19 protein-coding genes and 1 pseudogene are annotated in these 23,809 nt (G+C 61.1%); 6 read left to right on the forward strand and 14 right to left on the reverse strand.

Translation table 11 applies throughout. The annotated features are described in order from the left end of the window. Positions 1-3: 3 nt before the first annotated feature. From KKO72_RS05375 to KKO72_RS05420, 10 genes are all read right to left on the reverse strand, one after another. Positions 4-324, reverse strand: coding sequence for a DUF3325 domain-containing protein (locus tag KKO72_RS05375; RefSeq protein WP_214936186.1), 321 nt, complete (start codon positions 322-324; stop codon positions 4-6). Then, the gene (locus tag KKO72_RS05380; RefSeq protein WP_214936251.1) at positions 317-1,999 is read right to left on the reverse strand and encodes a PepSY domain-containing protein; all 1,683 of its coding nucleotides are present in this window, start codon (positions 1,997-1,999) and stop codon (positions 317-319) included. The genes KKO72_RS05375 and KKO72_RS05380 overlap by 8 nt, the downstream gene beginning before the upstream one ends. Positions 2,000-2,012: 13 nt before the next feature. Further along, positions 2,013-2,336: an iron uptake protein gene (locus tag KKO72_RS05385; protein WP_214936189.1), complete on the reverse strand. Its 324-nt coding sequence runs from the start codon at positions 2,334-2,336 to the stop codon at positions 2,013-2,015. After that, positions 2,336-4,783 carry a TonB-dependent receptor gene (locus KKO72_RS05390; protein WP_251140461.1) on the reverse strand — a complete coding sequence of 816 codons (2,448 nt, stop codon included), beginning with the start codon at positions 4,781-4,783 and terminating at the stop codon, positions 2,336-2,338. Before KKO72_RS05390 ends, KKO72_RS05385 begins: the two co-directional genes overlap by 1 nt. A 213-nt stretch (positions 4,784-4,996) precedes the next feature. Beyond that, a complete protein-coding gene (locus KKO72_RS05395; protein ID WP_214936192.1) occupies positions 4,997-5,992 on the reverse strand; it encodes a FecR domain-containing protein in 996 nt (331 codons plus the stop codon). 1 nt (position 5,993) lies between these two features. Beyond that, entirely contained in the window at positions 5,994-6,509 is a 516-nt protein-coding gene (locus tag KKO72_RS05400; protein WP_214936195.1) for a sigma-70 family RNA polymerase sigma factor, read from the reverse strand. A 244-nt stretch (positions 6,510-6,753) separates the two neighbouring features. Continuing rightward, positions 6,754-7,386, reverse strand: coding sequence for a LysE family transporter (locus KKO72_RS05405; RefSeq protein WP_214936198.1), 633 nt, complete (start codon positions 7,384-7,386; stop codon positions 6,754-6,756). A gap of 353 nt (positions 7,387-7,739) precedes the next feature. Continuing rightward, a complete protein-coding gene (locus KKO72_RS05410; RefSeq protein ID WP_214936257.1) occupies positions 7,740-8,276 on the reverse strand; it encodes a toxin in 537 nt (178 codons plus the stop codon). A 232-nt stretch (positions 8,277-8,508) separates the two neighbouring features. Next, the gene (locus tag KKO72_RS05415; protein ID WP_214936199.1) at positions 8,509-9,339 is read right to left on the reverse strand and encodes a YggS family pyridoxal phosphate-dependent enzyme; all 831 of its coding nucleotides are present in this window, start codon (positions 9,337-9,339) and stop codon (positions 8,509-8,511) included. Further along, positions 9,339-10,580 carry a benzoate/H(+) symporter BenE family transporter gene (locus KKO72_RS05420; protein WP_214936201.1) on the reverse strand — a complete coding sequence of 414 codons (1,242 nt, stop codon included), beginning with the start codon at positions 10,578-10,580 and terminating at the stop codon, positions 9,339-9,341. The genes KKO72_RS05415 and KKO72_RS05420 overlap by 1 nt, the downstream gene beginning before the upstream one ends. Before the next feature lie 107 nt (positions 10,581-10,687). On the opposite strand from KKO72_RS05420, the gene KKO72_RS05425 reads away from it, so the two are divergent. Further along, positions 10,688-12,187: a PLP-dependent aminotransferase family protein gene (locus tag KKO72_RS05425; protein ID WP_214936203.1), complete on the forward strand. Its 1,500-nt coding sequence runs from the start codon at positions 10,688-10,690 to the stop codon at positions 12,185-12,187. A 126-nt stretch (positions 12,188-12,313) separates the two neighbouring features. Here the strand turns inward: KKO72_RS05425 and KKO72_RS05430 are convergent. Together KKO72_RS05430 and KKO72_RS05435 are read right to left on the reverse strand one after the other, a co-directional pair. Then, positions 12,314-12,502: pseudogene (locus KKO72_RS05430) on the reverse strand (sulfite exporter TauE/SafE family protein); the annotation flags it as partial. A gap of 61 nt (positions 12,503-12,563) precedes the next feature. Next, on the reverse strand, positions 12,564-13,475 hold the full coding sequence (locus tag KKO72_RS05435) for a bifunctional GNAT family N-acetyltransferase/nucleoside diphosphate kinase regulator (RefSeq protein WP_214936205.1): 912 nt from the start codon (positions 13,473-13,475) through the stop codon (positions 12,564-12,566). Positions 13,476-13,757: 282 nt separating this feature from the next. On the opposite strand from KKO72_RS05435, the gene clpB reads away from it, so the two are divergent. Beyond that, positions 13,758-16,373, forward strand: coding sequence for an ATP-dependent chaperone ClpB (clpB, locus tag KKO72_RS05440; protein ID WP_214936207.1), 2,616 nt, complete (start codon positions 13,758-13,760; stop codon positions 16,371-16,373). 84 nt (positions 16,374-16,457) lie between these two features. Here the strand turns inward: clpB and KKO72_RS05445 are convergent, their stop codons facing one another. Both KKO72_RS05445 and KKO72_RS05450 read right to left on the reverse strand, forming a co-directional pair. After that, a complete protein-coding gene (locus tag KKO72_RS05445; protein WP_214936209.1) occupies positions 16,458-17,153 on the reverse strand; it encodes a hypothetical protein in 696 nt (231 codons plus the stop codon). A 63-nt stretch (positions 17,154-17,216) separates the two neighbouring features. Then, positions 17,217-17,684, reverse strand: coding sequence for a hemerythrin domain-containing protein (locus KKO72_RS05450; RefSeq protein ID WP_214936211.1), 468 nt, complete (start codon positions 17,682-17,684; stop codon positions 17,217-17,219). Positions 17,685-17,783: 99 nt separating this feature from the next. On the opposite strand from KKO72_RS05450, the gene KKO72_RS05455 reads away from it, so the two are divergent. From KKO72_RS05455 to KKO72_RS05470, 4 genes are all read left to right on the forward strand, one after another. After that, positions 17,784-19,001: an MFS transporter gene (locus KKO72_RS05455; protein ID WP_214936214.1), complete on the forward strand. Its 1,218-nt coding sequence runs from the start codon at positions 17,784-17,786 to the stop codon at positions 18,999-19,001. Positions 19,002-19,061: 60 nt separating this feature from the next. Continuing rightward, complete coding sequence (locus KKO72_RS05460) at positions 19,062-20,810, forward strand: thiamine pyrophosphate-binding protein (RefSeq protein ID WP_214936216.1); 1,749 nt, start codon at positions 19,062-19,064, stop codon at positions 20,808-20,810. A 376-nt stretch (positions 20,811-21,186) separates the two neighbouring features. Next, positions 21,187-23,175, forward strand: coding sequence for a PAS domain S-box protein (locus KKO72_RS05465; RefSeq protein ID WP_214936218.1), 1,989 nt, complete (start codon positions 21,187-21,189; stop codon positions 23,173-23,175). Further along, positions 23,172-23,804 carry a response regulator transcription factor gene (locus KKO72_RS05470; RefSeq protein ID WP_214936220.1) on the forward strand — a complete coding sequence of 211 codons (633 nt, stop codon included), beginning with the start codon at positions 23,172-23,174 and terminating at the stop codon, positions 23,802-23,804. The genes KKO72_RS05465 and KKO72_RS05470 overlap by 4 nt, the downstream gene beginning before the upstream one ends. Positions 23,805-23,809: the final 5 nt, after the last annotated feature.

A 23,809-nucleotide genomic window follows, 5' to 3' on the forward strand; every position in this document is an offset into this window, starting at 1 on the left:
CGATCAGCGCCTGACCCGCAACACCAGCATCCGCAGCCAGGGCGCCCGCCAGGCGAGCACCTGTGTCATCAAGCTGGCGGACGCCGCCAGCAGCATGAGCCAGACCAGCACAGCCATCGACGGCCGGTCGGCGACGAAGCAGAGCACCGCTGACAGCAGCAGGCCCGTCCAGCCGAGCAGGCGCAGCCGCTGGGTGGCTCGGGCGGTCAACACCGCCTGATGGCCAAAAGTCTGCTGCCAATGCACCTCCAGGCTGAGTGCCAGCCAGCCCATGCCGGTGAACGACAACACTGCCGCCAGGCACAGCGTCAGCGCCTCAGCCATGGGCCACCTCCGCAGTGAGCTGTGACAAGTGCGCCTGGTCACGTTGCGCCAGTTTGCGTGCCACCCAGACGGCGATGCCGGCCGAGGCCAGCAGGCTCAGATCCACACCAGCCACCGCCCAATACGGCTCGCCGACCATGGTCTTGAACAGATGGTCACCCGTGCTCAGCCAGTTCAGCACAACGGCGGCCAGGGCCAGCAGGGCAATGCCCCAGCACTGCTCTCGCCAAGCAGGGTTCCTCTTTGCCTGCGCCACCGGTGCGCTGCGCACAAAGGCGTGCAACATGGCCAACACCCAGAGGCCCCAGAAGGCCAGTTGCTCCCAATCGCCTTTGCCCACCAGATGGCTTGGCAGCACTCGGTTGACCACCAGCATGCCAACAGTGGCAATCACCATGCCGGTGACCGTTGTCACCGCCAGCGCATCAACGACGCGGCTGCCCTGGCTGCCGGATTCGGCGTGTTTTCTTTTGCGCTTTTCGACGAAGAAGATGAAGCCGGTGGCAATACAAACGCAGCCCAGCAGGCCACCGAGCACGTAGAGCCAGCGCAGCAGCCAGTGCCTGAAGTGTTGCAGATGCAGGCCGGTGAGGAACTCGTTGATACCACCCACCGCGCTGGGCGGCGGTTCCTCACGCAGCACCTCGCCGGTGCTGGCTTTGAAGTGGATGGCCTGGCCGACCAGCGCGACTTGGTCGCTGCCAGCACGGTACAGGCTGACGTAGCCGTTGCTGTCGCCCAGGTGTTCGATGAAGAGCAAGCCGACTTCACCTGGCATGTCGCGCGCCGCCCAGCGCCGCTTGGCCTCCAACACCATCGCATCGACCGACGCCAGCGGCGCCGCGACACCCGCTGGCTCGTGCGGCAGTCCGGTGCGCCGGGCCTCCAACACCTCGTGCTGTTCGTGCAAGGGCTTGAGCAAGGTGTGGCCAACCGGGAAGTAAACCGTGCTGGCAAAGATCACCAGCCCGGTGAGGGCGAAGAAGAAGTGGAAGGGTAGGGCGAGCACGCCGCTCAGGTTGTGCAGGTCCAGCGCACTGCGCTGGGTGCGCTTCCAGGGGCGGAAGGTGAAAAATTCGCGAAAGATCTTGCGGTGCATGATGACCCCGCTGACCAGCGCCACCAGCATGCTGAACCCGGCCAGACCTACCAGCCAGGAGCCTATGTTCTGCCACGACCAGTTCAGCTGGTAATGCATGGGGTAGAACCAGCCGCTGCCGATCTTGAGCTTGTCGTCGGGCAGGAACTGGCCCGAGCGCGGGTCGATGGTCGCCCAGCCATTGACGTGTGCGTGTTCGTCGGTGTCGTCCTTCAGTTTGTTGGGCACGTCGAACTCGCCGCCGATGGCCAGCACCGGGTCACGGTGTGTGGTGTAGGCGTAGAGCGAGGACATGGGCATCGTATCGGGGTGTGGTAGGGTGCCGATGACGCGCTGTTGCGTCGCCACCATGTCATCCGGATGCGGTTTCAGTTGGGCATAAACCGGCTGCAATACCTTGTCAAAACTGGGCATAGGCTGGGGCTCGAAGCGCGTTTCGGGAATTGCCCAGCGGTCGATCTCGCGATCAAACACCGACAAGGCACCAAAGAAAAAAGCGACCATCAGCACAAAACCCAGGACCAGGCCCATCCAGGTGTGCAGCCATGTCATCGATTGGCGGAAGTGGGGAGACATCATCGAACCTCCGTCAGGAAAGGAGAAGCTGCTGCCAACCCATGGCCGCAGCAGTCATGCACAGTGCACCACCACCCAGTACCGCCCAAACACGGGTGAGCTGGGTGGCAGCAAAGGCCCACAGGAACAGGCCCAGGAAAACCAGGAAGGCGAGCAGCAGCAGCGCTGTCTCGGCTTCGTGGAAATCCACCCCCAACGCCACCAGCGCGGCCACCCCCAGGGCGGTGAAGCCCCAGGTAAAGGCGTAGCTGCCGAGCAATGCAGCGGCAAGGCGGTGAAGAATAATCAGCTGTGTACGCCCGCGTGGGGCGGCGTCTTGAGGTGTGGGTTTCGTCATCAGAGTTTGTAGTCAAGCGAAACCATCAGGTTTCTGGGAGATCCGTAAATCGCGCCGTATTGCACGGTGCGCAGGTACTTCTTGTCGAACAGGTTGTTGATGTTCAGGCGCAGGGTGGTTTTGCTGTTCAGCTCGTAGGCTGCGAACGCGTCGGCAAGAACATAAGCATCCTGGCGCGCACCGCCAATCTTCGAGACGTCGGACTGCCAGCGCAGCGCAGAGCCCACCCGCAGGCTCGGCAACATCGGTACCCGCGTGTCGGCACGCAGCTTCAATGTGCGGCGTGGCACCCATTCATAAAGATCATTGCCATCCGGCCCGGTCAGCTTGAGCGACGTGAACCCGGCGGTAAGCTGGGTATCGGCACTGATGCGACCTGTTGCCTCCACCTCGAAACCCCGCGAGGTCACGTCCTTGGGTTCGTAGTAGTTCTGTTGGGCCACCGTGTCGAAACCAGCAATGGTTGCCAGCCCCTTTTGTGTGGCGGAGAAAACGGCAAAGGTGGTCAGCAGCTTGCGGTTCAGCCATTCGGCTTTGACACCCACCTCGGTATTGACGCCCTTCATCGGCGCCAGGAAAGCGCCGTTGACGTTGCGCTGATCCTGGGCCTGGAAGATGTCCGAGTACGAGGCGTAGGCCAGCGTGTCCGGTGTGATGTCGTAGGTCGCTCCGACATAGGGGCTGGACTTTTCGGTTGTTTCGTTGTCCAGGTTGGTGCCGCCACCGTAGATCGCGGTTCCGTTGCGCTGGAGCTTGATCGAGTTGAGACCAAGGATGCCCTTGAGTCGGTCGGTCAGTGTCAGTCGGGTCGCTGCGTACAGGCGTGTGATGGCCTGGTTACCGTCGGACGCGACACTCTTGGCACCCCAGGTGGGTTCGGGGTAGATATCTCCGGAATAAGGGAAGGCTGCTGACAGCGCAGAAGCTGCTGGCGCAGCGAAAGAGTAGGTCAGACTTGTCTGCTTCGAGTGGCTTAAGCCAAACACTGCATCATGCTGGCGACCAAAGGCATCAAAACGGCCGCTCAGGTTCAGATCGACAATGTCGCTTTGTGATTCGTTTTCACTGCGGTAGGGCCAGCCGATCAGGCCGGTGTTGTCGTTGTTGAGGTGGCCACTGTTGGTGTAGGCGTAGAACAGCTTGGTGTTGCCTTCGCCCTGGGTGTGGTTGTAGGCGATTTTTGCCTCCCAGTCGGGCGACAGCGCATGGGTGTACTCGACGAAGGCGTTGAGCGATTTGTTGTTCCAGCGTGTCCAGTCCTGCGAGGTCGACGAAGAGGCATCGAAGTCGGCCAGTCGACCGTCGGCATAAGGCAGCGTCAGCGAGCCCCACATGGGGGAGCGCTGCTTGGCGTCCTGATAGGTCAAGCCCAGGGTCAACACCCCGTCGGTACCGATCTGTCCCTCGAGCACACCGTAGATGGAGCTGCGTTTGTTGCTCAGTGCGCGCAGGTAGGAATCCTTGTCTTCCTGCGCCACCACCAGTCGGCCAGCCCATTTGCCGTCTTCGGTGAGCACCTTGTTGTAGTCCAGAGCCACGCGTTTGAGGCCGTTCGAGCCACCGGCCAGCTGGACTTCGCCGCCGTCCTTGTTGGTAGGCCGTTTGCGCACGTAATTGATGGTGCCCGACGCGTTGCCAACACCTGTGAGCAGGCCGTTGGCGCCACGAACCAACTCGATTTTCTCGAACAGGAAGGTGTCCAGCTGACCTTCGACCAGCCCCCAGTCGTTGGTCATGCCCATGCCGTCAACCTGTGTCAGCATCACATCGAAGCCGCGTGCGCTGTAACCGGTGCGGTTGGTTTCCCACTCCTCGACATGGATGCCGGTGCCCATGCGCAGCGCATCGTTGCTGTTGCTCACGCCGAAGTCACGCAGGCTTTCTTTGTCGACCGTGCTGATGGTCTGCGGTGTGTCCTTGATCTCCATGGGCAGGTTGGTAGCGCCTTTGGACACGCGGAGTTCGCGCTTGTTCTGGACTGTGACCGTCGACAATTGCACCTCAGCCCCTTGGCTGACCACAGGGGCCGGGCGCAGCCCGAAACTGCCATTGGCTTGGCGAAAAGCCTCTAGCCCCGTGCCCGCGAGCAGAGCAGCAAAACCGGCCGACACCGAATACTGTCCTTTCAGACCCTGGCTGGCCTTGCCTTGGGTGATGTCGCCGCTGGCCGTCAGCAGCACACCTGCCTCCTCGGCAAAACGATTGAGGCTGGCTGCCAGCGACCCGGCTGGGATGTTGTAGGCCCTGGCCTGGACTGCGGCTTGTGCAGCAGCGGCCTGGGCTTGGGCTGGCGGCACCCAGCCAAGCAGGGCGACGCTGCCGACGATGGTGAGATGCGCGGCAAATGACAGCGGGTGCAGGGTGAAGGTGGTGTGTTGCTCGGCTGGTACGGCGCGGTCTGCCTGGCGCTTGTGTTGGCCAAGCGGTTTGATGCGGTGGTTTGACATGGACGAGTTCCCAAATAGTGGACTGAGTGTTCAGGAAGCGTGCCGTCAAGGTCATCGCGCTGGCTGCCTGGGCGCGCAGGACGAATGGCAGGGCAAGGCGGCTCCGGGGAGTTACGCCTTGCCGCTTGGGTGGCTGGTGATGTTCGATCAGCTTGCTTCTCATTAGGTAAATCGGATGAGTTGCCAAAAAGGGAACCAAGGGGCGAAAAAATGTCACGAACGTGCCTCGACCGTCACCCACCACGACAAACTCCGCTTGACGCGAATCGGCAGGGCGCTCTCCAGCATGGTGAGGGCACGCTCAATGTCGTTGGCGGGATAGACGCCCATGACGCTGAGTTTGGCGACTTCAGCCGCGACACCCAGGTGGCCGTGCTGGTAGCGGGCCAGATCGTTGATCAATGCCTCCAGCGGGATGTTGTCTGCCACCACCAAACCTCGGCGCCAGGCTTCGCGGGCCCGTTCGGCGGGCAGAATGGCAGAGATGTTGTCGGCGGTGAACGCCGCTCTTTCTCCGGCTTCGACGCGTTGCACACTGCCAGCTGCGTTGCGGATCTCGACGGCGCTTTCAAACACATCAAGTCGCGTGCGCCTGTCGTCATGAAAGACGGAAAAACGGGTGCCCAACGCCTGCAGGCGACCGAAACGGGTTTCTACGTAGAACGGCCGATTGTTGGGGTCTTGGGCGGTCTCTACCAAAATTTCACCGGCAACCAGCTGGAGCAACCGGGCCCCCGCGTGGTAATGGACGCTGATGGCACTGTGGGTGTTGAGCCAGACCTGACTGCCATCGTCTAAGGTGATCTCGCGCTGTTCCCCAGGGCTGGTCTGGTAGTCGGCCTCCCAGGCCATCAGCACCTCGGGTAGCGCGGTGTGCCGCCAGCCCATCCAGCCAGCAATGCCGAGTCCGACAACGCTGGCCAGCCCGGCCAGCGCCTGCCGCCGTCTGCTGCCTCCACGTTGGGCGGCCTGGATACCGGCCAGCGCTGCTTGATGACCGCCGCTGCGCAAGGGGTCGAAGCGCTGGCTGACGGTCTCGATATACGACCAGGCTTTGGCATGCGCTTCCGACTGATTCAGCCAGGCTTGCCAGGCCTGGTGGTCGGCCGTGCTGGCCGTGTCGCTCTGCAGGGTGGCGAACCAGTTGGCGGCTGCTTCCAGCGTGTTGTAGTCCGGCTGCGCGGACGCTGTGGTGATCGTTGACGACATCTCAGCCCTGTTGCCCCGCTTCGATCAGGGCACACTGCAGCATGGCCTGGGCGATGTATTTCTTGACCATCCGATCCGAGACGCCCAATTGCGTGGCGATCTCCCGGTAGGGCAGGCCGTCAACCTGGGCCATGATGAAGGCAGCGGCAGCCTTCTGCGACAGACGACTGAGCATGTTGCTGATTTCGAGCAGGGTTTCGACGACGAGGGCGCGATGTTCAGGTGATTGTTCGACTGCTTCGGGTCGACAGGCCAGCGTCTGCAGCCAGGCCTGCTCCAGCTCGCGGCGACGCCAGAGGTCGATGCACAGGCCGTTGGCCATGCTGCGCAGATAACCCCGCGTTTCGGGCGTGCTGTTGAACTGCCTCGGCGCAAGGAGCAAACGTATGAAGGCATCCTGGGCCAGATCGGCAGCATCGGCCGCACAGCCCAGTCGGCGCCGCAGCCAGGTTTGCAGCCAGCCATGGTGGTTGAGGTAAAGCGTGGTGAGCGGATCGGGCGCGGCGAGAGTGTTCACGAGAACTCCAGAGAACAGCAAGCTGGCTGGCCCGACGGGTTGGCTGGCGTTAATTGTTGAGAATGGTTCGCATTATCGCAAATTGGCTGACAGGCGTCAACGCGGCACGCGTGATGAGCACTGGGTGCAAGCGCCGTCCACCAAGCTGGTGGGTGTGGCCAAGGCTGAACAAGCCTCCCTCACGGCAAGGCAGACTTCGGCAGCAGCGGTGCTTGCTTGTCGTCCTTTTGGTGGGTGAGCCGGTTCAGGCCACTTTGGCCCGAAACTCCTGCACCGTGGCCACGATGAGTTTGGCGCCAAAGGCACCCACCAAAACCCCAGCCAGTTTGCCCAACAGCGCCGTGTGGCGGGCATACGCAGCCTGCACACGGGGGTGGGAAAAAGCCAGCGCCAAAAACAGGTGCCAGACCAGCGCGTTGAGGTAAACCAGAGCAATGGCACTGACCACCAGGGCCAGGCTCGCGTTGGTGGGCAAGGCAGTGGCAAACACGCTGCCGAAGAACAAGGCGGTTTTGGGGTTCAGGATGTTGGTGATGAATCCGAGCCGAAACGCCGCTCCATGAGACAGCTCGATATTTGCTGTGTTGCTGGTCTTGCCTTGTGTGCGCCACAGTTTGTAGCCCAGGTGGCACAGGTAAACACCTCCGGCCAGCTGCAAGGCCTGACGCCAAGCCGGGTGTGCGTTAAACACCAAACCAATCCCGAGGATGGCCAAGCTGGCCCAGGTGAAGGTGACCGTGGTGACACCCAAGGCCGCTACACACGCGGTGCTGCGTTGGCCACTGGCCGCCAGCTGGCCCACCAGCAGGAAATTGGCGCCAGGCAACAGCAGCACCAGCCAGTGAAGAAAACCAATGGTGAGAAGGGTGCTGAGCATGTGTTGGGTCTGCGAGGTCACTGAAACAAGCATTATCCGGGTGAAGTTTTTCTGTTTTGGGGAGAAGAGAAATCACACCGGCGGTGCAGTTTGGGTTGATGCAGGCGTCAGGAACGATGCCGCGGAGGCATTGTCGGCACTGACGCTGGACGTCTCGGCGTTGGATTGGGTTGACGGAAGTTTGCCAAAGTGTTTGTATGATTGGCCAGTGACTCGTTTAGGCTGAGACTGGTCGTCCAACTGCGCTGATGCAAATTCGGAAACGGGCCCGAATCCGATCTTCGAATAGCTCTGCGACAGCCATTGAGGTATTGCAAGGTCGGAGCTCAGAGCGAGAGGTGAAGGCACAAACCTCAGCTGCCCGAAGAAGCAGAGATCGCTTTGAGAAACTCCTTGGCCTGTGACGGCTCTGTTATCACCCTCCACTGGAGATGCGCAAATTCGCCATGAGCGCGAAGGGCTGCGAACTTCGATTGGTTCGTTGGATAAGTGGATAGTGACCAAAGCAGTATCGAATCCTTTGAGAGAAACGCCATGCGCAGCGACTCTCGATTGCCATGGGACAGGCGAGTGCGCATGAGGCCACGGCTGAGAGAGCGCCAGAGTAAGCGGGAGAACACAGTAAAGCGCCCGTAGTTGAGCCACACAACGTGCGTGGCTCGCGGCCAGAGCACATCGCGCACGGCGCTGTAGTTGCCATCCGCGACCCAGCGCTCTCCCTGAGTAGCTTCGATGATCGAACGCTTGAAATGCTCTGGCGGCACTGCCTGCCAATTCTGCCCCCAATAGTGCGCGTCCAGCTCGATATAAGGGCACTGCATCGCAGCAGCCAGTTGTTCGGCAAAGGTCGATTTCCCCGCCCCGCTCGTGCCGACTACCAAATAGCGCATTTCAATCCAATGATTCAGGTGCTGCCGTACTGCTAAGACAGGCGAAAAGTTGCCGAATTTAGCCAGCGCAGAGAGCGCCAAAACGAAGTAGGAGACCTTTTTCGGCCGATAACTCCAAGGTCCGCTGCAGGCCGAAGAGGGAATTATCCGTGTCATTGGTCTCCGCTATACAACTGACTTCGGTTTCAGGCTGAAAGCCGTCAGCCAATATGCCAGACGGCTGTTATCCAAATCATTGGAATTGGCACGTTAACAATGGTGGTGTCCCCGTTGTCTCTGTTGGCCAGTAGTGACTGTCTGGTATAGAGCGTGCGCCAAAAATCGCCTGTCCGACGCGCACCACGGTCGCACCTTCCTCAATGGCAATTTCGAAATCACCGGACATGCCCATGGACAACTCGTCCAGCCCGATACTTGCTGGCGCGTCTTGCCGCAACTGGTCGCGCAAGATACGCAGCAGCATGAAGCACTGGCGCACCCGCTCCGCCTCGGCAGAAAACAGCGCCAACGTCATCAACCCGCGCACGCGCAGCGCCTGGAATGCGGGCAGTTTCTGAATGAAGTCCTGCACGTTCTCCGGTGATACCCCGTACTTGCTGGCCTCGCCCGAGGTGTTGACTTGCACGAACACATCCAGCGATCGTCCCTCAGCTTGCAGGCGTCGCTCCAGCGCCTCGGCCACGCGCAGACTGTCCAATGCCTGAAACTCGCTTGCGAAACGTGCCACCAGCTTGGCCTTGTTAGTTTGGAGGTGGCCGATGACCGACCAGTGGAGATCAGCCAGGTCTTGGAGGGCCTCCCATTTGCCGAACGCTTCCTGCGGCTTGTTTTCACCCAGCAGGCGGCAGCCTGCCGCGTGCGCCAGACGCAGGCTGGCCTCGGGCTTGGTCTTGCTGACTGGCAGCAGGCGCACCGTCGCGGTGTCACGTCCCGCCCGGCGGCAGGCGGCTGCGATACGCGCCTGTACCGCAGCCAGGTTGCGCCTGAAGTCCTCGACAGTGGTGGCCTCGGGATAGCGGCCGTGTTGGTCGTGGCCGGTCTGTGTAGCGAATGGCGCGGGCATCAGTTAGCCCCGTTGTTGATCGGCGTGGGGGACATGGCAGGTGTGGGTGCCTTTTTCGGCAACTGGCCATTGAGGATCGCATGGGCGAGCAGTCCGATAACCAGTCCCCAGAATGCACCGCCGATGCCTAACAGTTTGATGTTGGCGGCTGCCGCCAGGAAGGTGATCAAAGAGGCTTCGCGCGCCTTCACGTCGGCCAAGGCGGTGGCCAGACTGCCACCGATGGTGCCCAGCAATGCCAGACCCGCCAGCGTGGTGATGAAGGTGGACGGAAAGGCCATAAAGACGGCGGCCAGTGTCACGCCGAACACGCCCACGAGGATGTAGCACACACCGGCGGCGATGCCCGCGATCCAGCGTTTGGACGGGTCTTCGTGCGCCTCCCGGCCCGTGGCAATGGCCGCCGTGATCGCGGCGATGTTGAAGGCATGCGAGCCGAACGGTGCCATCAGCAGCGAGCCCAGCCCGGTCAACGTCACGATGAGGTTGGCGCTGGTCTTGAAGCCGTCATTGCGCAACACCAGCATACCGGGCATGTATTGGCCGGTCAGCGTGATGAGGAACAGGGGCAAGGCGACGCTCAGCAGCGCATTGAGCGAGAACGCTGGCATGGTGAGGATCGGTGTCGCGAGCTTCAATTGAAGGCCCGACAGATCGACGCGATCCTGAATCAGTAGGAAACCCAGCCCCAGCACCAAGATGCCCACCACCGCATAGCGTGCAGAGAACCGCTTGAACACCACGTAGGCGAGAGTCAGCAGCCCGGCCAGCAGCGGGTCGATGCTCATGCCGCCGAAAGCCCCAATGCCGAACTGCAACAGAATGCCAGCCAACAGACCGGCGGCCACGCCCGGCGGGATCAGACGGATGACGCGTTCGAACCAACCTGACAGCCCCAGTACCACAAATGCTGCTGCTGAAATCAGGTAGGCCCCCACGGCTTCGGCATATGGCGTGGTCGCCAGTGCGGTGACGAGAAAGGCCGCCGCTGGCGTGGACCAGGCGGTAATGATGGGCTCGCGCGTCAGCCAGCTCAGGATGATCCCCGTCACGCCCACGCCGATGGAAATCGACCACACCCACGAGGCTGTCAGCTCCGGGCTCAGGCCAGCCACCTTGGCGGCCTGGAACACCAGAATAAATGTGCCGCCATAGTTGACGATGACCGAGATCAGGCCGGCTACGACGGGATGGGTGAGATCGTTCCAGCGAACGGTTGAAGGTGACGGGACTGATGACATGGCTTGACGGTGACTCTTGACAAATCGGTTAAATGGCTAAGGGACGTATTTATAAATTTAAAATGGCCGGATGTTCCCTGCCACTTTTATGAAGGGATACCGGCCAATTGTTCAAACACGCCCAACTTGAATCCGTCAAAGCCTGGATGGGCGACCCTGCACATGGCGCCTTGCCTCTGCACGCACGTGTGCAGCGTGCCATTCGCCAGTTGATCCTTGATGGCGTGCTTGACGTGGGCAGACCATTGCCCGCGTCACGTGCCTTGGCGAAGTCTTTGGGGGTTTCCCGCGATACGGTCGAGTCGGCCTACAGCCAGTTGCACGCGGAAGGCTTCATCGAGCGGCGTGTGGGCAGCGGCAGCTTCGTTTCGGCGCGGGCGCAGCGTCTGTCGGGACGCGGCAAGCCTAGGCAAACCAGTGTGGATCGCAAGGCAACACTGCGCCTTAGCCAGCGCGGCTCTGCCATGTTCCAGCGTGGCGGTGTGCGCGACTTCCTGGCACCACGCCCGTTCGCGCCCGGTGTGCCCGAAACGCGCAGCTTCCCGCTTCAGACTTGGGAGCGACTGGAGCGGCAGGTGTTGAGGGAGTACGGCACCCAGGTGCTGCTGCACAGCCCGCCGCAGGGCATGGAGCCGCTGCGACGGGCCATCGCTGATTACGTCAATCTCGAACGAGGCGCACGTGCCACACCTGACCGTGTGCTGGTGCTGACCAGTTCTCAGCAAGCATTGACACTGTGCGCTCAAGTGCTGCTCGATGCCGGGGATCGGATCTTCATCGAAGACCCCGTGTACCACGGCGCGCGCAAAGCGTTCGATGCCGCCGGGCTGGAATGCGTGCCTGTGCCGCTGGATGTGGACGGCCTGCGGGTAGAGCATTTGCTGGAGGCAAGCAAGGCGCCCGGTGAACCCGTCAGGGCGGTGTTTCTGACGCCATCGCACCAGTTTCCCACCGGAGCGACGCTGTCGCTGGACCGTCGCCTGGCCGTCATTGAATGGGCTCAAGAGCACCAGAACTGGATCATCGAAGACGACTACGACAGCGAGTTTCACTACGCGGGCAAACCCACCGCCTGCGTGCAGGGGCTTGATCCGCATGAACGCACGATCTACATCGGCACCTTCACTAAATCGCTGTTTCCCGGCCTGCGCATCGGCTACATGGTGCTGCCTCCGCCACTCGTGGCGCCGATGACCGCGGCCCGGACCCTGCTGGATGGGCACAGCGCACCGATTCCGCAGCTCACATTGGCGCGCTTCATCGAAGGCGGCCACTTCGGTGCTCATGTGCGGACCATGCGCGCCGTCTATGCCGAGCGGCGCGACGTGCTGGTGCGGCTGGTTCGCCAGCATCTGGCCGACTTCGTGGAGCCACCGGTGCCCGCCGGGGGAATGCAGATGCTGTGCGTGTTCATCCGTGACATCCCCGAACGCGAGGCTGTGGAATCCGCCCGCCGGGCGGGTATCGACTTGCTGGGACTGACGGCACTGTATGCATCAAGTCGCCATAAGGCGGGCTTCCTCATGGGGTTCGCCGCCCATGCCCCGCACGAACTGGATGTTGCCGTCAAGACACTCGCAAACGTGCTGCGTGCGCTCTGCCGCTGATTGGCCGCCAAGCGTGACCAAAAGCCAGGATGATATGGTTGCACTTCGCGTTATAGCCACCGGTGTCAAGCGTGAAACTTCTTTGCTGCACGAGCGCGGTGTGGAAAACTGGCTCGAAGCAACACGTCATGCCTTCAACAACTGCGGCACGGAAGACACCAGAAGTGCTACGCCCGATGCCGTTAGCAGGCCCGGCACGATCTGACGAAACCGTCCTTCGCTGCTGCCGATGTCCATCCGGGGGCCGATCATCGTGGGCGCCAGCATGGCGGGCGCCACGATGGCGAACAGCGGCAGCATGTTGCGCGTCACCATTTGTACGAAGACCGGGTTCAGAGTGCCCAAGAAGGCCGTGCCGCTGGCGCAAGGTGTAAACCTACAGGTGGAAATCGCCCGCCGCTTCAGGCTGATACAGCACTTTGTTGATCCGGATGTGACAGGTCCGGTTCGGAATCCGCCAGCTGAAGGCATCGCCCTCCTTGTAGCCCAGGATCGCGGTGCCAATGCCGGAGGACACCGACAGTTTCCCGGCACGGTCGTCCGCATCTTCTGGATAAACCAACGCAACCTCCATCACCTGATCGTCCAGTTGCAGCAAGGCCTTGGAGTTCATCGTGACGACGTCCTTGGCTACTTGACGTGAGTCGACAACGATGGCGCGTTCGATCTCGTGTTCTAGTTCAAAAATATCCGAACCCTGTTCGAGTTCGATCAGGGCCTTGAGCCGGGCCTTGTCGATCTCGGTGATATGGATGTCGGTGATGTGGGTCGCAGGGCTTTCTCGTAAGAACCGGAGGTAGCGCTCGGAGTTCATGACAAGCGACTTCATTGATGGTGTTTCATCTTGCAGCACAAAGCCGCTGTGCAGGAATGCCTTCAGCGATCGTGCGTTGTCCGGGTGGATCTTGGCGATAAGCCGCTTGGCCCGCATGTCGAAGAAGGCGAGTTTCATGCCCTCACGGATGGCATTGGCGCCGAGCTTGCGGCCCCAGTTGTAGCGGTTACCGATGACCAGGACCATTTCGCAGTCTGTTCCCGCCTTGACGAGGCGTACGAAGCCGACGGGCACGTCATGCCGATCGTAGGCCATGAAGAACCGGCCGCCCTGGTTGAACAGATGCGTGAGGATCGGCAACTGCACTCTACCGACGACCTGCTCAATGTACCGGGACACATGGCGTGAATCGCTCAGGTAGCGTGTGACGTCCTCGTCTTCCAACCAGTCCATGAGAGTCAGCGCGTCTGCCCGAGTGATCTCGGGGCACAGAGAAATGAAAGGCTCATTCATCTTTACCACCTTGGTCTAAAAATGAAAGCCTTTCATGGTTGCCGCCATGACGGTTCTTTCGAGTAACCCCTATTTTACCGAGGTCGCAAGAGAGCCTGCTTGGTGAACGACAGGTTGCTGCGCCTCGACATGAGCGCTGCCATGCAGGCCCTCATCCCTGCGACATCTAGCGAGCCAGGAACCCAGGTTTTGCCACCAAACAGGTGCTGTCAACGTCGCCCCGCTTGAAAGCACCCGCAAGGCCCCCATGTGCGAAGCAATTCACTTTGTTTGGAGTGCACCATGCGTATCGAAAAATTCACCACCAAGTTTCAGGAGGCCCTGGCCGATGCACAGTCGCTGGCTTTGGCCAATGACCACGCGTACATTGAACCGGCGCACCTGCTGGTGGCGATGATCAAGCAGGACGACGGCCCCAAGGCGCTGTTGCAGCGCGCTGGCGTCAATGTGCCGGGTTTGCTCGCCGGGGCAGAGTTGGCGGTTAAACGGCTGCCGCAGGTCACCGGGCAGGATCAGGTGCAGGGCGGCCCGGAGCTGGGCAAGATCCTGCAGGCCACCGAAAAGGAAGCCATCAAACGCAACGACCAGTTTGTGGCCAGTGAGCTGTTCCTGCTGGCCCTCAGTGATGCCAAAAGCACTTTGGGTGATCTGGCGCGCAGCAACGGCCTGAACCGCAAGAGCCTGGAGACCGCCATCGACGCGGTGCGCGGTGGTCAGAACGTGGACAGTGCCGATGCCGAAGATCAGCGCGAATCGCTCAAAAAATACTGCATCGACCTGACCGAACGCGCAAGAGCGGGCAAGCTCGACCCGGTGATTGGCCGCGACGATGAGATCCGCCGCGCCATCCAGGTGTTGCAACGCCGCACCAAGAACAACCCGGTGCTGATTGGTGAGCCGGGCGTCGGCAAAACCGCGATTGTGGAAGGCCTGGCCCAGCGCATTGTGGCTGGGGAGGTGCCCGATTCACTCAAAGGCAAACGGGTGCTGAGCCTGGACATGGCGTCTTTGCTGGCTGGTGCCAAGTTCCGTGGGGAATTTGAAGAGCGCCTGAAAAATGTGCTCAAAGACCTGGCCAAGGACGAAGGCCAGACCATCGTTTTTATCGACGAATTGCACACCATGGTGGGCGCGGGCAAGGCTGAAGGCGCGATGGACGCGGGCAATATGCTCAAGCCCGCCCTGGCGCGGGGTGAGCTGCACTGCGTGGGCGCCACCACGCTCGACGAATACCGCAAATACATTGAAAAAGACGCTGCACTGGAGCGTCGTTTCCAGAAAATCATCGTGGGTGAACCCACGGTGGAGGCCACCATCGCCATCTTGCGTGGCCTGAAAGAGCGCTACGAAGTGCACCATGGTGTGCAGATCACCGACCCGGCCATTGTGGCTGCGGCTGAGCTGAGCCACCGTTACATCACCGACCGCTTTTTGCCTGACAAGGCGATTGACCTGATCGACGAGGCCGCTTCCAAAATCAAGATTGAGCTCGATTCCAAGCCCGAGGTCATGGACAAAAAAGACCGCCGCTTGATTCAGTTACAAATTGAGCGCGAGGCCGTGAAGCGCGAAAAAGACGAAGCCTCGCAAAAACGCCTGGAGTTGATCAACGACGAGATCACCGCGTTGCAAAAAGAAATTGCCGACCTGGACGAGCTCTGGAAAGCTGAAAAAGCCCAGGCCCAGGGCTCCAAAACCATCATGCAAGAGGTGGAAAAAGTGCGTGCCCAGATCAAGGCGCTCACCGACAAGGGTGACTACAACAAGGCTGGCGAATTGCAATACGGCAAGTTGCCCGATCTGGAGAAAAAGCTCAAGGCCGCTCAGGACAAAGAAGCTGGCAAAGCCCAGTCGGCCAAGGACGGCGGCGGCGCGCAACTGCTGCGCACCATGGTTGGCGCTGAAGAAATCGCCGAGGTGGTGAGCCGCGCCACCGGCATCCCGGTCAGCAAGATGATGCAGGGTGAACGCGACAAGCTGCTGCAGATGGAGACCAAGTTGCACCAGCGCGTGATTGGGCAGGACGAAGCGATTGGCGCCGTGGCCAACGCCATCCGCCGGTCGCGCTCGGGCCTGTCGGACCCAAACCGGCCCACCGGCTCGTTCCTGTTCCTGGGCCCGACGGGTGTGGGTAAAACCGAGCTGTGCAAGGCATTGGCCGGTTTTTTGTTTGACTCTGAAGACCACCTGATCCGTGTCGACATGAGCGAGTTCATGGAAAAACACAGCGTGGCGCGCCTGATTGGTGCGCCTCCGGGTTATGTCGGTTACGAAGAAGGCGGTTACCTGACCGAAGCCGTGCGCCGCAAACCCTACAGCGTGCTGTTGCTCGACGAGGTGGAAAAGGCCCACCCCGATGTGTTCAACGTGTTGCTGCAGGTGCTCGATGATGGTCGGTTAACCGATGGCCAGGGCCGCACTGTGGACTTCAAGAACACGGTGATTGTGATGACCAGCAATATCGGGTCACAGATGATCCAGGCCATGGTCGGTCAGCCCTATGAGGATGTGAAAGACGCGGTGACGGACGAGCTCAAAAACCACTTCCGCCCCGAGTTTTTGAACCGCATCGACGAGACCGTGGTGTTCCACAGCCTGGACGCGCAACACATTGCCGACATTGCCAAGATCCAGCTGGCGGTGCTCACGGCACGGCTGGCGCACATGGAGCTGGGCCTGCAGGTCAGCGACGCCGCAGTGGCCGAGTTGGCCAAGGTCGGCTTTGATCCGGTGTTTGGTGCGCGCCCGCTCAAACGGGCGATTCAGCAGCGTATTGAGAACCCGCTGTCCAAACTGCTGCTGGAAGGCAAGTTTTTGCCCAAGGCAACGATCCATGTCGATGTGGATCCGATCCAGGCGCCAGGGCAGTTCAGTTTTGCCCCCGATGCCGCGGCCTGACTGCGGTCGGGCTATATGGAAAATAGGCATCTAGCCCTTATTAAATAAGGGCTAGTAGCTCTCTCTTTTTGAATTTTTTTCGCATCACACCGGGGTGGTGGGCGCTTTGCTGCGGCGCTTTGGGCTGGCGAGTTTGAGACGTTTGGCTTTGGCGGGTGTTGCTGGCACGCCGCGTGGTACGGGCACCACCTCGGTTGCGGCCAGTACCTGCTGCGCCTTGGCGTAGAACTTTTTGCGCTCGTCCATCCCGTTGTAGCCGCCATTGATGGTGAGGCTGATGAACTCCACCGGTGACACGTTGATGAGTTGGCCCCGGTATTTTTTCTTGAGCACATCGCTGTCAGCATGGTTGGCAATGTCGTTGAGGCCACGCGTGCGCCAGTACTCGCAGGCGCTCCACACTGCGAATTCGGGCTGCGCCAGCAGTTCCGGGTTGTTGATGAACAGGTCGCGGCGGCCTTTTTTGATGCCCAATTGCAGGTAGTTGGCGCGCCCGGTGGTCTGGAAGATGCCGCGCCCCTTGAAGCGCACACCGTCGCCGGGCTGGGTGTTGCCCAGGTCGGACCGGCCTTCGTAGGCGCGGCCTGAGGCGTATTCGCGCAGCGTCACAAAGTGGTCCGTCTCGTGGCAGGCCTGCGCCAGAAAGTGGCAAAACTCTTGGGGTGTGTCGATCTCGTACTGCGGGCACAACTGGTTGAGCCAGTCGGCCAGCCCAGCCATCAACGGTGTGTTGCGCCCGCCAATGGCGGCGAGGTGTTGGGCGGTGATGGTGATCGACATGGGCTCTCCTCATCGCCCGCAGGCGGCTGTGGGTTAAGACATCATCATGGGTGCCAGGTGGTTTTATACATCGGTGACGGGGGTCTTGAACATCAGGAAAAGTCCGTCATCTTCGGCCGCCACATGTTGGGCCAGCTCGGCCAAGAAGGCCTGCCAGCCAGTTCTGAGTGTGTCCAGCGTGGCCTGGTGTTCTGGGGGCACCTGCAGCGCGGCCAGGCGTGCAGTCATCTGCGGCGTGTGCTGGCTGTGGCGCGCGTGCTCGTGCTCCATGTCGTCGATCAGCAGGCCAATCAGGGTGTTGCCGCCTTGTTCCATCATCGGGAACAGGCGCATTTCTTCCTTGAACATGTGCGCCTCCAGGTCCAGCATCAAGGCCTGCAACTCGTCGGCAAATGACGGCGCGGTCCCCGTGGTGGGCAGCTGGTGCGCCAGGTTGATCAGGGCCGGAAGGTCCCGGCGATGGCCTTCGTGGAAGGTGTTGAGGATGTGTTCTATCAGCGCGGCGCTGCTGCTGTTGGGTTGGGTGGGCATGCAAAGATCTCTCTGAAGAAAACCGTGCCAAAGCGGCAAGTGACCGAGTCTAGCCAGCGGCCAGGAGGGCTCGCGTGTGGAAGCCGATAACATCGCCGCATGACTTCTTCCACCCACACGCTCTCGCCCCCCGTCCCCCTGCAACAAGACGCAGCCATCATTGGCCTGGTCGGGTTGGCCCACGCGGCCTCCCACTTTGGCCACCTCTTGTTGGTGCCACTGTTCCCGGTGTTCATGACAGAGTTTGGCCTGAGCTTTTCGCAGCTGGGCTTGCTGACGAGCACGTTTTTTGTGGTCTCCGGTGTGGGCCAGGCCTCGGCCGGGTTTGTGGTGGACAAGCTAGGTGCGCGGCCGATGCTGTTTGCGGCGCTGGGCCTGTTTGTGCTGGCCTGCCTGGTGGCCTCGCAGGCCGCCGGTTACAGCAGCTTGTTGGTGGTGGCGGCGCTGGCCGGGCTGGCCAATGCCACCTTTCACCCGGTGGACTTCACCATCTTGAACCAGCGCGTCTCGGCCGCCCGGCTGGGCCACGCCTTCAGTGCCCATGGCCTCACCGGTAACCTGGGCTGGGCGCTGGCACCGGTGTTTTTTGTCACCCTGAACAGCCTCTACAGCTGGCGCAGTGCCTACCTAGTGGCAGCGGTGATGTACCTGGCCATCATCACCTTGCTGCTGTTCAACCGCGACAAACTCAGCACCCAGGCGGCGGTGCACGCGGCAGATACACCGGCCGAGCACAGCCTGGCCTTCATGAAGCTGCCGGTGGTGTGGTGGTGTTTTGCCTTCTTTTTGCTCTCGACCATGACGCTGGCGGTGGTGCAGAACTTTTCGGTGTCGATCCTGAAGGCGCTGCATGGCATCAGTTTCGAGACCGCTACTTACACCCTCACCGCGTACATGTTGTGTGGTGCGCTGGGCACCTTTGTGGGCGGCTTTGTGGCCGCCAATGCGCGCCAGAGTGACCGGGTGGTGGCGTTGTCGATGTCGGCGGCGGCGGTTTTGCTCGGGCTGTGTGGTACTGGCCTGTTTGGTCCGACGCTGAGCATGGTGGTGCTGGCCAGCACCGGTTTTGCGGTGGGGGTGGGTGGCCCCTCGCGCGACATGATGATCAAAAAAGCCACCCCCAAAGGCGCCACCGGCCGGGTCTATGGCCTGGTTTATTCGGGGCTGGATACCGGTTTTGCGATCTCGCCGCTGGTGTTTGGTGCCTTTATGGACCGGGGCTGGTACGGCGCCACGCTGCTGGGGGCTGCCGCGGTGCTGCTGCTCAGTGTGGTGGCCGCGCTGGGGGTGGGCCAGCGCACCCAGGCGCGGGCCTGAGTCGGGGGCCAGCCTGTTTGGGGGACCGAAGCAGGCCGGATTTGGCAGGACAATATTGCGATGAATTCAAGCACTTCCCCCCACCTTGCCGGGCACCTGTTGGTGCGTTGTCTGATTGAACAGGGCGTGACCCATACCTTTGGTGTACCGGGTGAGAGTTTTCTGGCGGTGCTCGACGGTTTTTACCAGTACCGCGACCAGATCCAGTTTGTCATCAACCGGCAGGAGGGCGGCGCGGCTTTCATGGCCGAGGCCCATGGCAAGTTAACACGCCGCCCCGGCGTCTGTTTTGTTACCCGGGGGCCGGGTGCCACCAATGCCTCCATCGGCGTGCACACCGCTTACCAGGACGGCACACCGATGGTGCTGTTTGTCGGGGATGTGGCCAGCGACACCCGTGACCGCGAGGCGTTTCAGGAGCTCAACTACCTGAGTTTTTTTGGTCCCTCAACCCGGGGTTTGGCCAAGCTGGTGGAGCGTATTGACGACGCCCGACGCATCCCCGAATACGTGGCGCGCGCTTTTGCCACCGCCATGAATGGCCGCCCGGGCCCGGTGGTGCTGGTGCTGCCCGAAGACATGTTGGCCCAGGTGATGAGTTCCGAGGCTGGGCTGCCGCAGGTGATGCCGCGTGTGGCCGCCGTTGAGGCAGAAATTGGCACCAAGCCCTTGTTGTTATTGGGGGAGATGCTCTTAAAAGCAAAGCGACCACTGGTCATTGCCGGTGGCAGCGGCTGGTCGCCTCAGGCGGCGCAGGCTCTGCAGCAGTTTGCCGAGCACTGGCAGCTGCCGGTGGGCAATGCGTTCCGTTTTCAGGACACCTTTGACAACCACCACCAGCTGTATGCGGGCGACGTGGGTCTGGGCATCAACCCCCGGCTGGCCAAACGCATTCAGGACAGTGACCTGATCCTGGCCATCGGTGCACGTCTGGGCGAGATCACCAGCGGCGGCTACACCCTGATCCAGTCGCCCCGGCCCAAACAGAAGCTGGTGCACATCCACGCCAGTGCTGAAGAGCTCAACCGGGTGTTCCAGGCCGATCTGGCCATCCAGGCCAGTGTGACCAGCGCTGCCGCCGCGCTGAAAGACTTGCCCGCGCCCGCTGAGCTGCCTTGGGCCAGCTGGGCAACCGACAGCCACGCCGACTACCTGGCCAATCTGCAACCCAGCCACATCGCCGACTTGCCGCAGGACAGCGCTCAGGGGCTGGTCAACATGCCGAGAATCATCGCGGTGTTGCAACAGCATCTGCCGCAGGATGCGGTGTTGACCAATGGCGCGGGCAACTTTGCCAGCTGGTTACACCGCTACTTCCGCTTCCATGGTCTGGCCAAGGGCCACAAGACCCAGCTGGCGCCCACCAACGGCGCCATGGGGTATGGCGTGCCTGCCGGTATTGCCGCAGCCATCACCACCGGGCGCACCGCCTTCACCATCGCCGGTGATGGCGACTTTTTGATGAACGGGCAGGAACTGGCCACTGCCGTGCAACACGGTGCCAAAAGCATCATCCTGCTGCTCAACAACGGCATGTTTGGCACCATTCGTATGCACCAGGAGCGCGAGTACCCGCAGCGGGTGGCTGGCACACCGCTGGCCAACCCGGACTTCTGCGCGCTGGCCCAGGCCTATGGCTACGCCAGCGTCTGCATTGACCGCAGCGAGGACTTTGAGGAAGAGTTGCTGACGGCGCTGGCCCGGCCCCAGGGCACGCTGATTGAACTCCGGCTCGACCCGCAGGCCATCAGCACCCGGGGCTCGCTCAACAGCATCACCCAGAGCGCGCTGGCACGCCAGTTGGGTTGAGTCAGATGCTCTTGCTTATGTAGCTGTTAGCCCTTGTTTTATGAGGGCTGGCGCCACTTCTATTTGTGATTTTCCGCAGCAAGATGATGGCCTATTGAAGGGGATGGATGACGCGCTCCGAAGCGCGCGGATCTGCATCTTCAAGACCGTGCACTTTTTCTCACAAAAGGTCCCGATTGCCCTCCATGCCAGGTGTGCCAGCCTGTGAAGACTATACTTTCTGACGTGGAAGCATCTCATCAAGTCAACTCAGCAGAAGCCCCCACCCTGATCAACCAGCGTCTGACGCGGGTGGTTGTCGGCAGTCCCCCTAGGGTCTGCCAGCATTGTGGAAATTGCCTAACGTTGGGTGGCTGAATGGTCGTTGCGGGCCCTTATGAACGTGCGTGAAAGCGTTGGCGCCAATCTTTTTGGCGAACTTCCAGATTTGTCGCCAGAGGCGATGGGTGAAGCACTGTCCAATTTGCGTTTGCGTCAGGTTGCGCTGGAGAAGCAGAACGACGAGTTGCGTTGCACGCAGGCGGCACTCGACCCCGCCAACGCCCGCTATATCGACTTTGACGACCTGGCGAGTGTGGGTTATCTCACGGTCAGTCCCCAGACGGTGATCCTGCACGCCAACCTGAGCACAGCGCAGCTTTTGGGCGTGCCGCGTGCCTCGTTGCTTGGCAAGCTGCTACCCAGTTATCTCTTTGCCCCCGATGTCGACCGTTACCACCAGGTGTGTCAAAAGGCACTGACCAACGTCGGTGTGCAGGAGCGCACTGAGTTGCGGCTGCGCCAGGCCAACGGCCAACTGGTGTGGGTGAGGTTGCTGGTTGCTGCTGTCACCGGGGAAAACAGTGCTTCTGTGCTGCGTTTGGTATTGAGTGACATCACCCCAAGCAGACAATTGGAGCAGGCGGCAACAGACGCCAATGAAGATAAGTTCAGGTTGGTCGCAGACAACACCTTGGATGGTATTTTGATCCTCGGTGCAGATGGGGGCATCGAGTACATGTCGCCAGCCTATGTCCGGCAACTGGGTTATCACGATGTTGATGCGTTCAAGGCGCTTGTTGAATCTGTCTTTGCGCTGGTTCATCCGCAGGACCGGGCGGCGTTGCGCACCGAAATGGATCGCGCCGTGGCATCAAAGGCCGCGGATCGGCTGTTTTCCTACCGGATCAAACACCGGCAGGGGCACTACTTATGGCGCGAAAGCAGTGCCAAGTACCAATACGATCAGGCTGGCCATCTGTTGCGAACCTGTTTTGTTGTCCGCGACATCACCCAGCGCCGCCAGGTGGAGGAAGTCCTGCGTATTGCGGCGGCCGCGTTTGAGACGATGGACGCCATTCTGATCACCGACACCAGCTCGGTGATCAGAATGGTCAACCCGGCCTTCACCAAAAGCACCGGTTACACCGCCGAAGAGACCGTGGGCCAGACCCCAAGGTTTTTGCGTTCGGGCCGCCACAACGATGAGTACTTTCACCAGTTGTGGGACACCGTGTGTGGCACCGGCCGCTGGCAGGGCGAAATCTGGGACCGCCACAAGGATGGCGGGATCGTCCCGAAATGGCTGACCATCACGGCGGTCAAAGGTGTTGATGGTGATGTCAGCCACTATGTGTGTTCTTACTTCGACCTGAGTGAGCGCAAGCGCGCAGAGGCGGCTTGGCTGGACATGAACCTCAAACTGACCCAGTCGCGCCAGCAGCTGCGGCAGTTGGTTGCTTCCAACGAGGCCAGGCTGGAGCAAGAGCGGCGGCACATGGCGCGTGAGGTGCATGACGAGCTGGGGCAGGTGTTGACGGCGCTGCGCATGGATCTGTCACTCGCGGTCATCCGCCACAGCAACTCTGTGCCGGCACTGGAGGCCGAGCTCAAGGGCATGAAAACACTGGTGGACCGGGCTATCCTGGGGGTGCGCGCGGTGGCTAGCCGTCTGCGCCCAGTGGCGCTGGACATGGGCTTGGTGCCCTCGATTGCGTGGTTGTGCCAGGAGTTTGCCCGACATGGCGATGTGGCATGCACATTGGAAACACCTGATGCGTCCATAGAGATGGCGGCCCACCGCAATGTGGTGATTTTCCGCATCGTTCAGGAGTCACTCACCAACGTCCGCAAACACGCCCAGGCCAGTTGGGCCGCTGTCAGCTTGGTGCGCCGTGGTGTGGATCTGCTGCTGGAGATCCGCGACAACGGGCTGGGCTTTGACCCGGCAGCGGCGGCCCGGCTTGGTTCCCTGGGTTTGGTAGGGATGCGCGAGCGGGTGATATCGCTGGGTGGTCAGATCGACATCAACAGCGCTTCAGGGCAGGGCACGACGATTGCTGTGCAGATTCCTCTTGAGCCAGAGCAGGGCAAGGAGTTGACATGATCCGGCTGCTGATTGCCGACGACCATGCGGTTGTGCGCGCCGGGTTGAGGCAGCTTTTTGTGCTGGCGCCGGACATCCAGGTGGTGGCTGAGGCGGTCTGTGGCGCCGAGGTGTTGAGCTGCCTGCGCCACTGCTCGGTGGACTTGTTGCTGCTCGATATCAACATGCCCGGCATCAGCGGCGCCGATTTGGTAGCGCGCGTCAAGGCGCACTGGCCCCATGTGCCGATCCTGGTGTTCAGCATGCACAACGAGGCCCAGGTTGCAGTTCGTATGCTCAGGGCCGGTGTGGGTGGTTTCATCAGCAAAGACTGTGAGCCAGACAGCTTGTTGACGGCGGTACGCAAAGTGGCTGCGCATGGCAACTACCTTGCGCCCGATCTGGCCGAAAGAATTGCGTTTGAGGTCACCAGCAGCAGCGTGTCTGCGCCCCACACCTTGTTGTCGCAGCGCGAGGCCGACGTCTTTCGATTGCTGATCCAAGGGCTTGGGGTGACCGATATCGCTGCGCAACTGGCCATCAGCGGCAAAACGGTCAGCACCCACAAGGCAAGGTTGCTGGAGAAATTGAACCTGTCCAACATGGCCGATGTGATGCGTTACGCCATGCAACACAAGCTGCTCGGCTAAAGCCC

Origin of the sequence: Rhodoferax sp. U11-2br (genome assembly GCF_018619435.1) — a bacterium.
Lineage (GTDB): Bacteria > Pseudomonadota > Gammaproteobacteria > Burkholderiales > Burkholderiaceae_C > Rhodoferax.

Excerpts from the sequence above, each read along its gene's own strand:
- clpB (WP_214936207.1), top strand. The coding sequence starts at position 13,758 with ATGCGTATCGAAAAATTCACCACCAAGTTTCAGGAGGCCCTGGCCGAT.
- KKO72_RS05385 (WP_214936189.1), bottom strand. The coding sequence starts at position 2,336 with ATGACGAAACCCACACCTCAAGACGCCGCCCCACGCGGGCGTACACAG.
- KKO72_RS05375 (WP_214936186.1), bottom strand. The coding sequence starts at position 324 with ATGGCTGAGGCGCTGACGCTGTGCCTGGCGGCAGTGTTGTCGTTCACC.
- KKO72_RS05455 (WP_214936214.1), top strand. The coding sequence starts at position 17,784 with ATGACTTCTTCCACCCACACGCTCTCGCCCCCCGTCCCCCTGCAACAA.
- KKO72_RS05395 (WP_214936192.1), bottom strand. The coding sequence starts at position 5,992 with ATGTCGTCAACGATCACCACAGCGTCCGCGCAGCCGGACTACAACACG.
- KKO72_RS05445 (WP_214936209.1), bottom strand. The coding sequence starts at position 17,153 with ATGTCGATCACCATCACCGCCCAACACCTCGCCGCCATTGGCGGGCGC.
- KKO72_RS05380 (WP_214936251.1), bottom strand. The coding sequence starts at position 1,999 with ATGTCTCCCCACTTCCGCCAATCGATGACATGGCTGCACACCTGGATG.
- KKO72_RS05460 (WP_214936216.1), top strand. The coding sequence starts at position 19,062 with ATGAATTCAAGCACTTCCCCCCACCTTGCCGGGCACCTGTTGGTGCGT.
- KKO72_RS05390 (WP_251140461.1), bottom strand. The coding sequence starts at position 4,783 with ATGTCAAACCACCGCATCAAACCGCTTGGCCAACACAAGCGCCAGGCA.
- KKO72_RS05470 (WP_214936220.1), top strand. The coding sequence starts at position 23,172 with ATGATCCGGCTGCTGATTGCCGACGACCATGCGGTTGTGCGCGCCGGG.
- KKO72_RS05405 (WP_214936198.1), bottom strand. The coding sequence starts at position 7,386 with ATGCTCAGCACCCTTCTCACCATTGGTTTTCTTCACTGGCTGGTGCTG.
- KKO72_RS05465 (WP_214936218.1), top strand. The coding sequence starts at position 21,187 with ATGAACGTGCGTGAAAGCGTTGGCGCCAATCTTTTTGGCGAACTTCCA.
- KKO72_RS05435 (WP_214936205.1), bottom strand. The coding sequence starts at position 13,475 with ATGAATGAGCCTTTCATTTCTCTGTGCCCCGAGATCACTCGGGCAGAC.
- KKO72_RS05420 (WP_214936201.1), bottom strand. The coding sequence starts at position 10,580 with ATGTCATCAGTCCCGTCACCTTCAACCGTTCGCTGGAACGATCTCACC.
- KKO72_RS05410 (WP_214936257.1), bottom strand. The coding sequence starts at position 8,276 with ATGCGCTATTTGGTAGTCGGCACGAGCGGGGCGGGGAAATCGACCTTT.
- KKO72_RS05415 (WP_214936199.1), bottom strand. The coding sequence starts at position 9,339 with ATGCCCGCGCCATTCGCTACACAGACCGGCCACGACCAACACGGCCGC.
- KKO72_RS05450 (WP_214936211.1), bottom strand. The coding sequence starts at position 17,684 with ATGCCCACCCAACCCAACAGCAGCAGCGCCGCGCTGATAGAACACATC.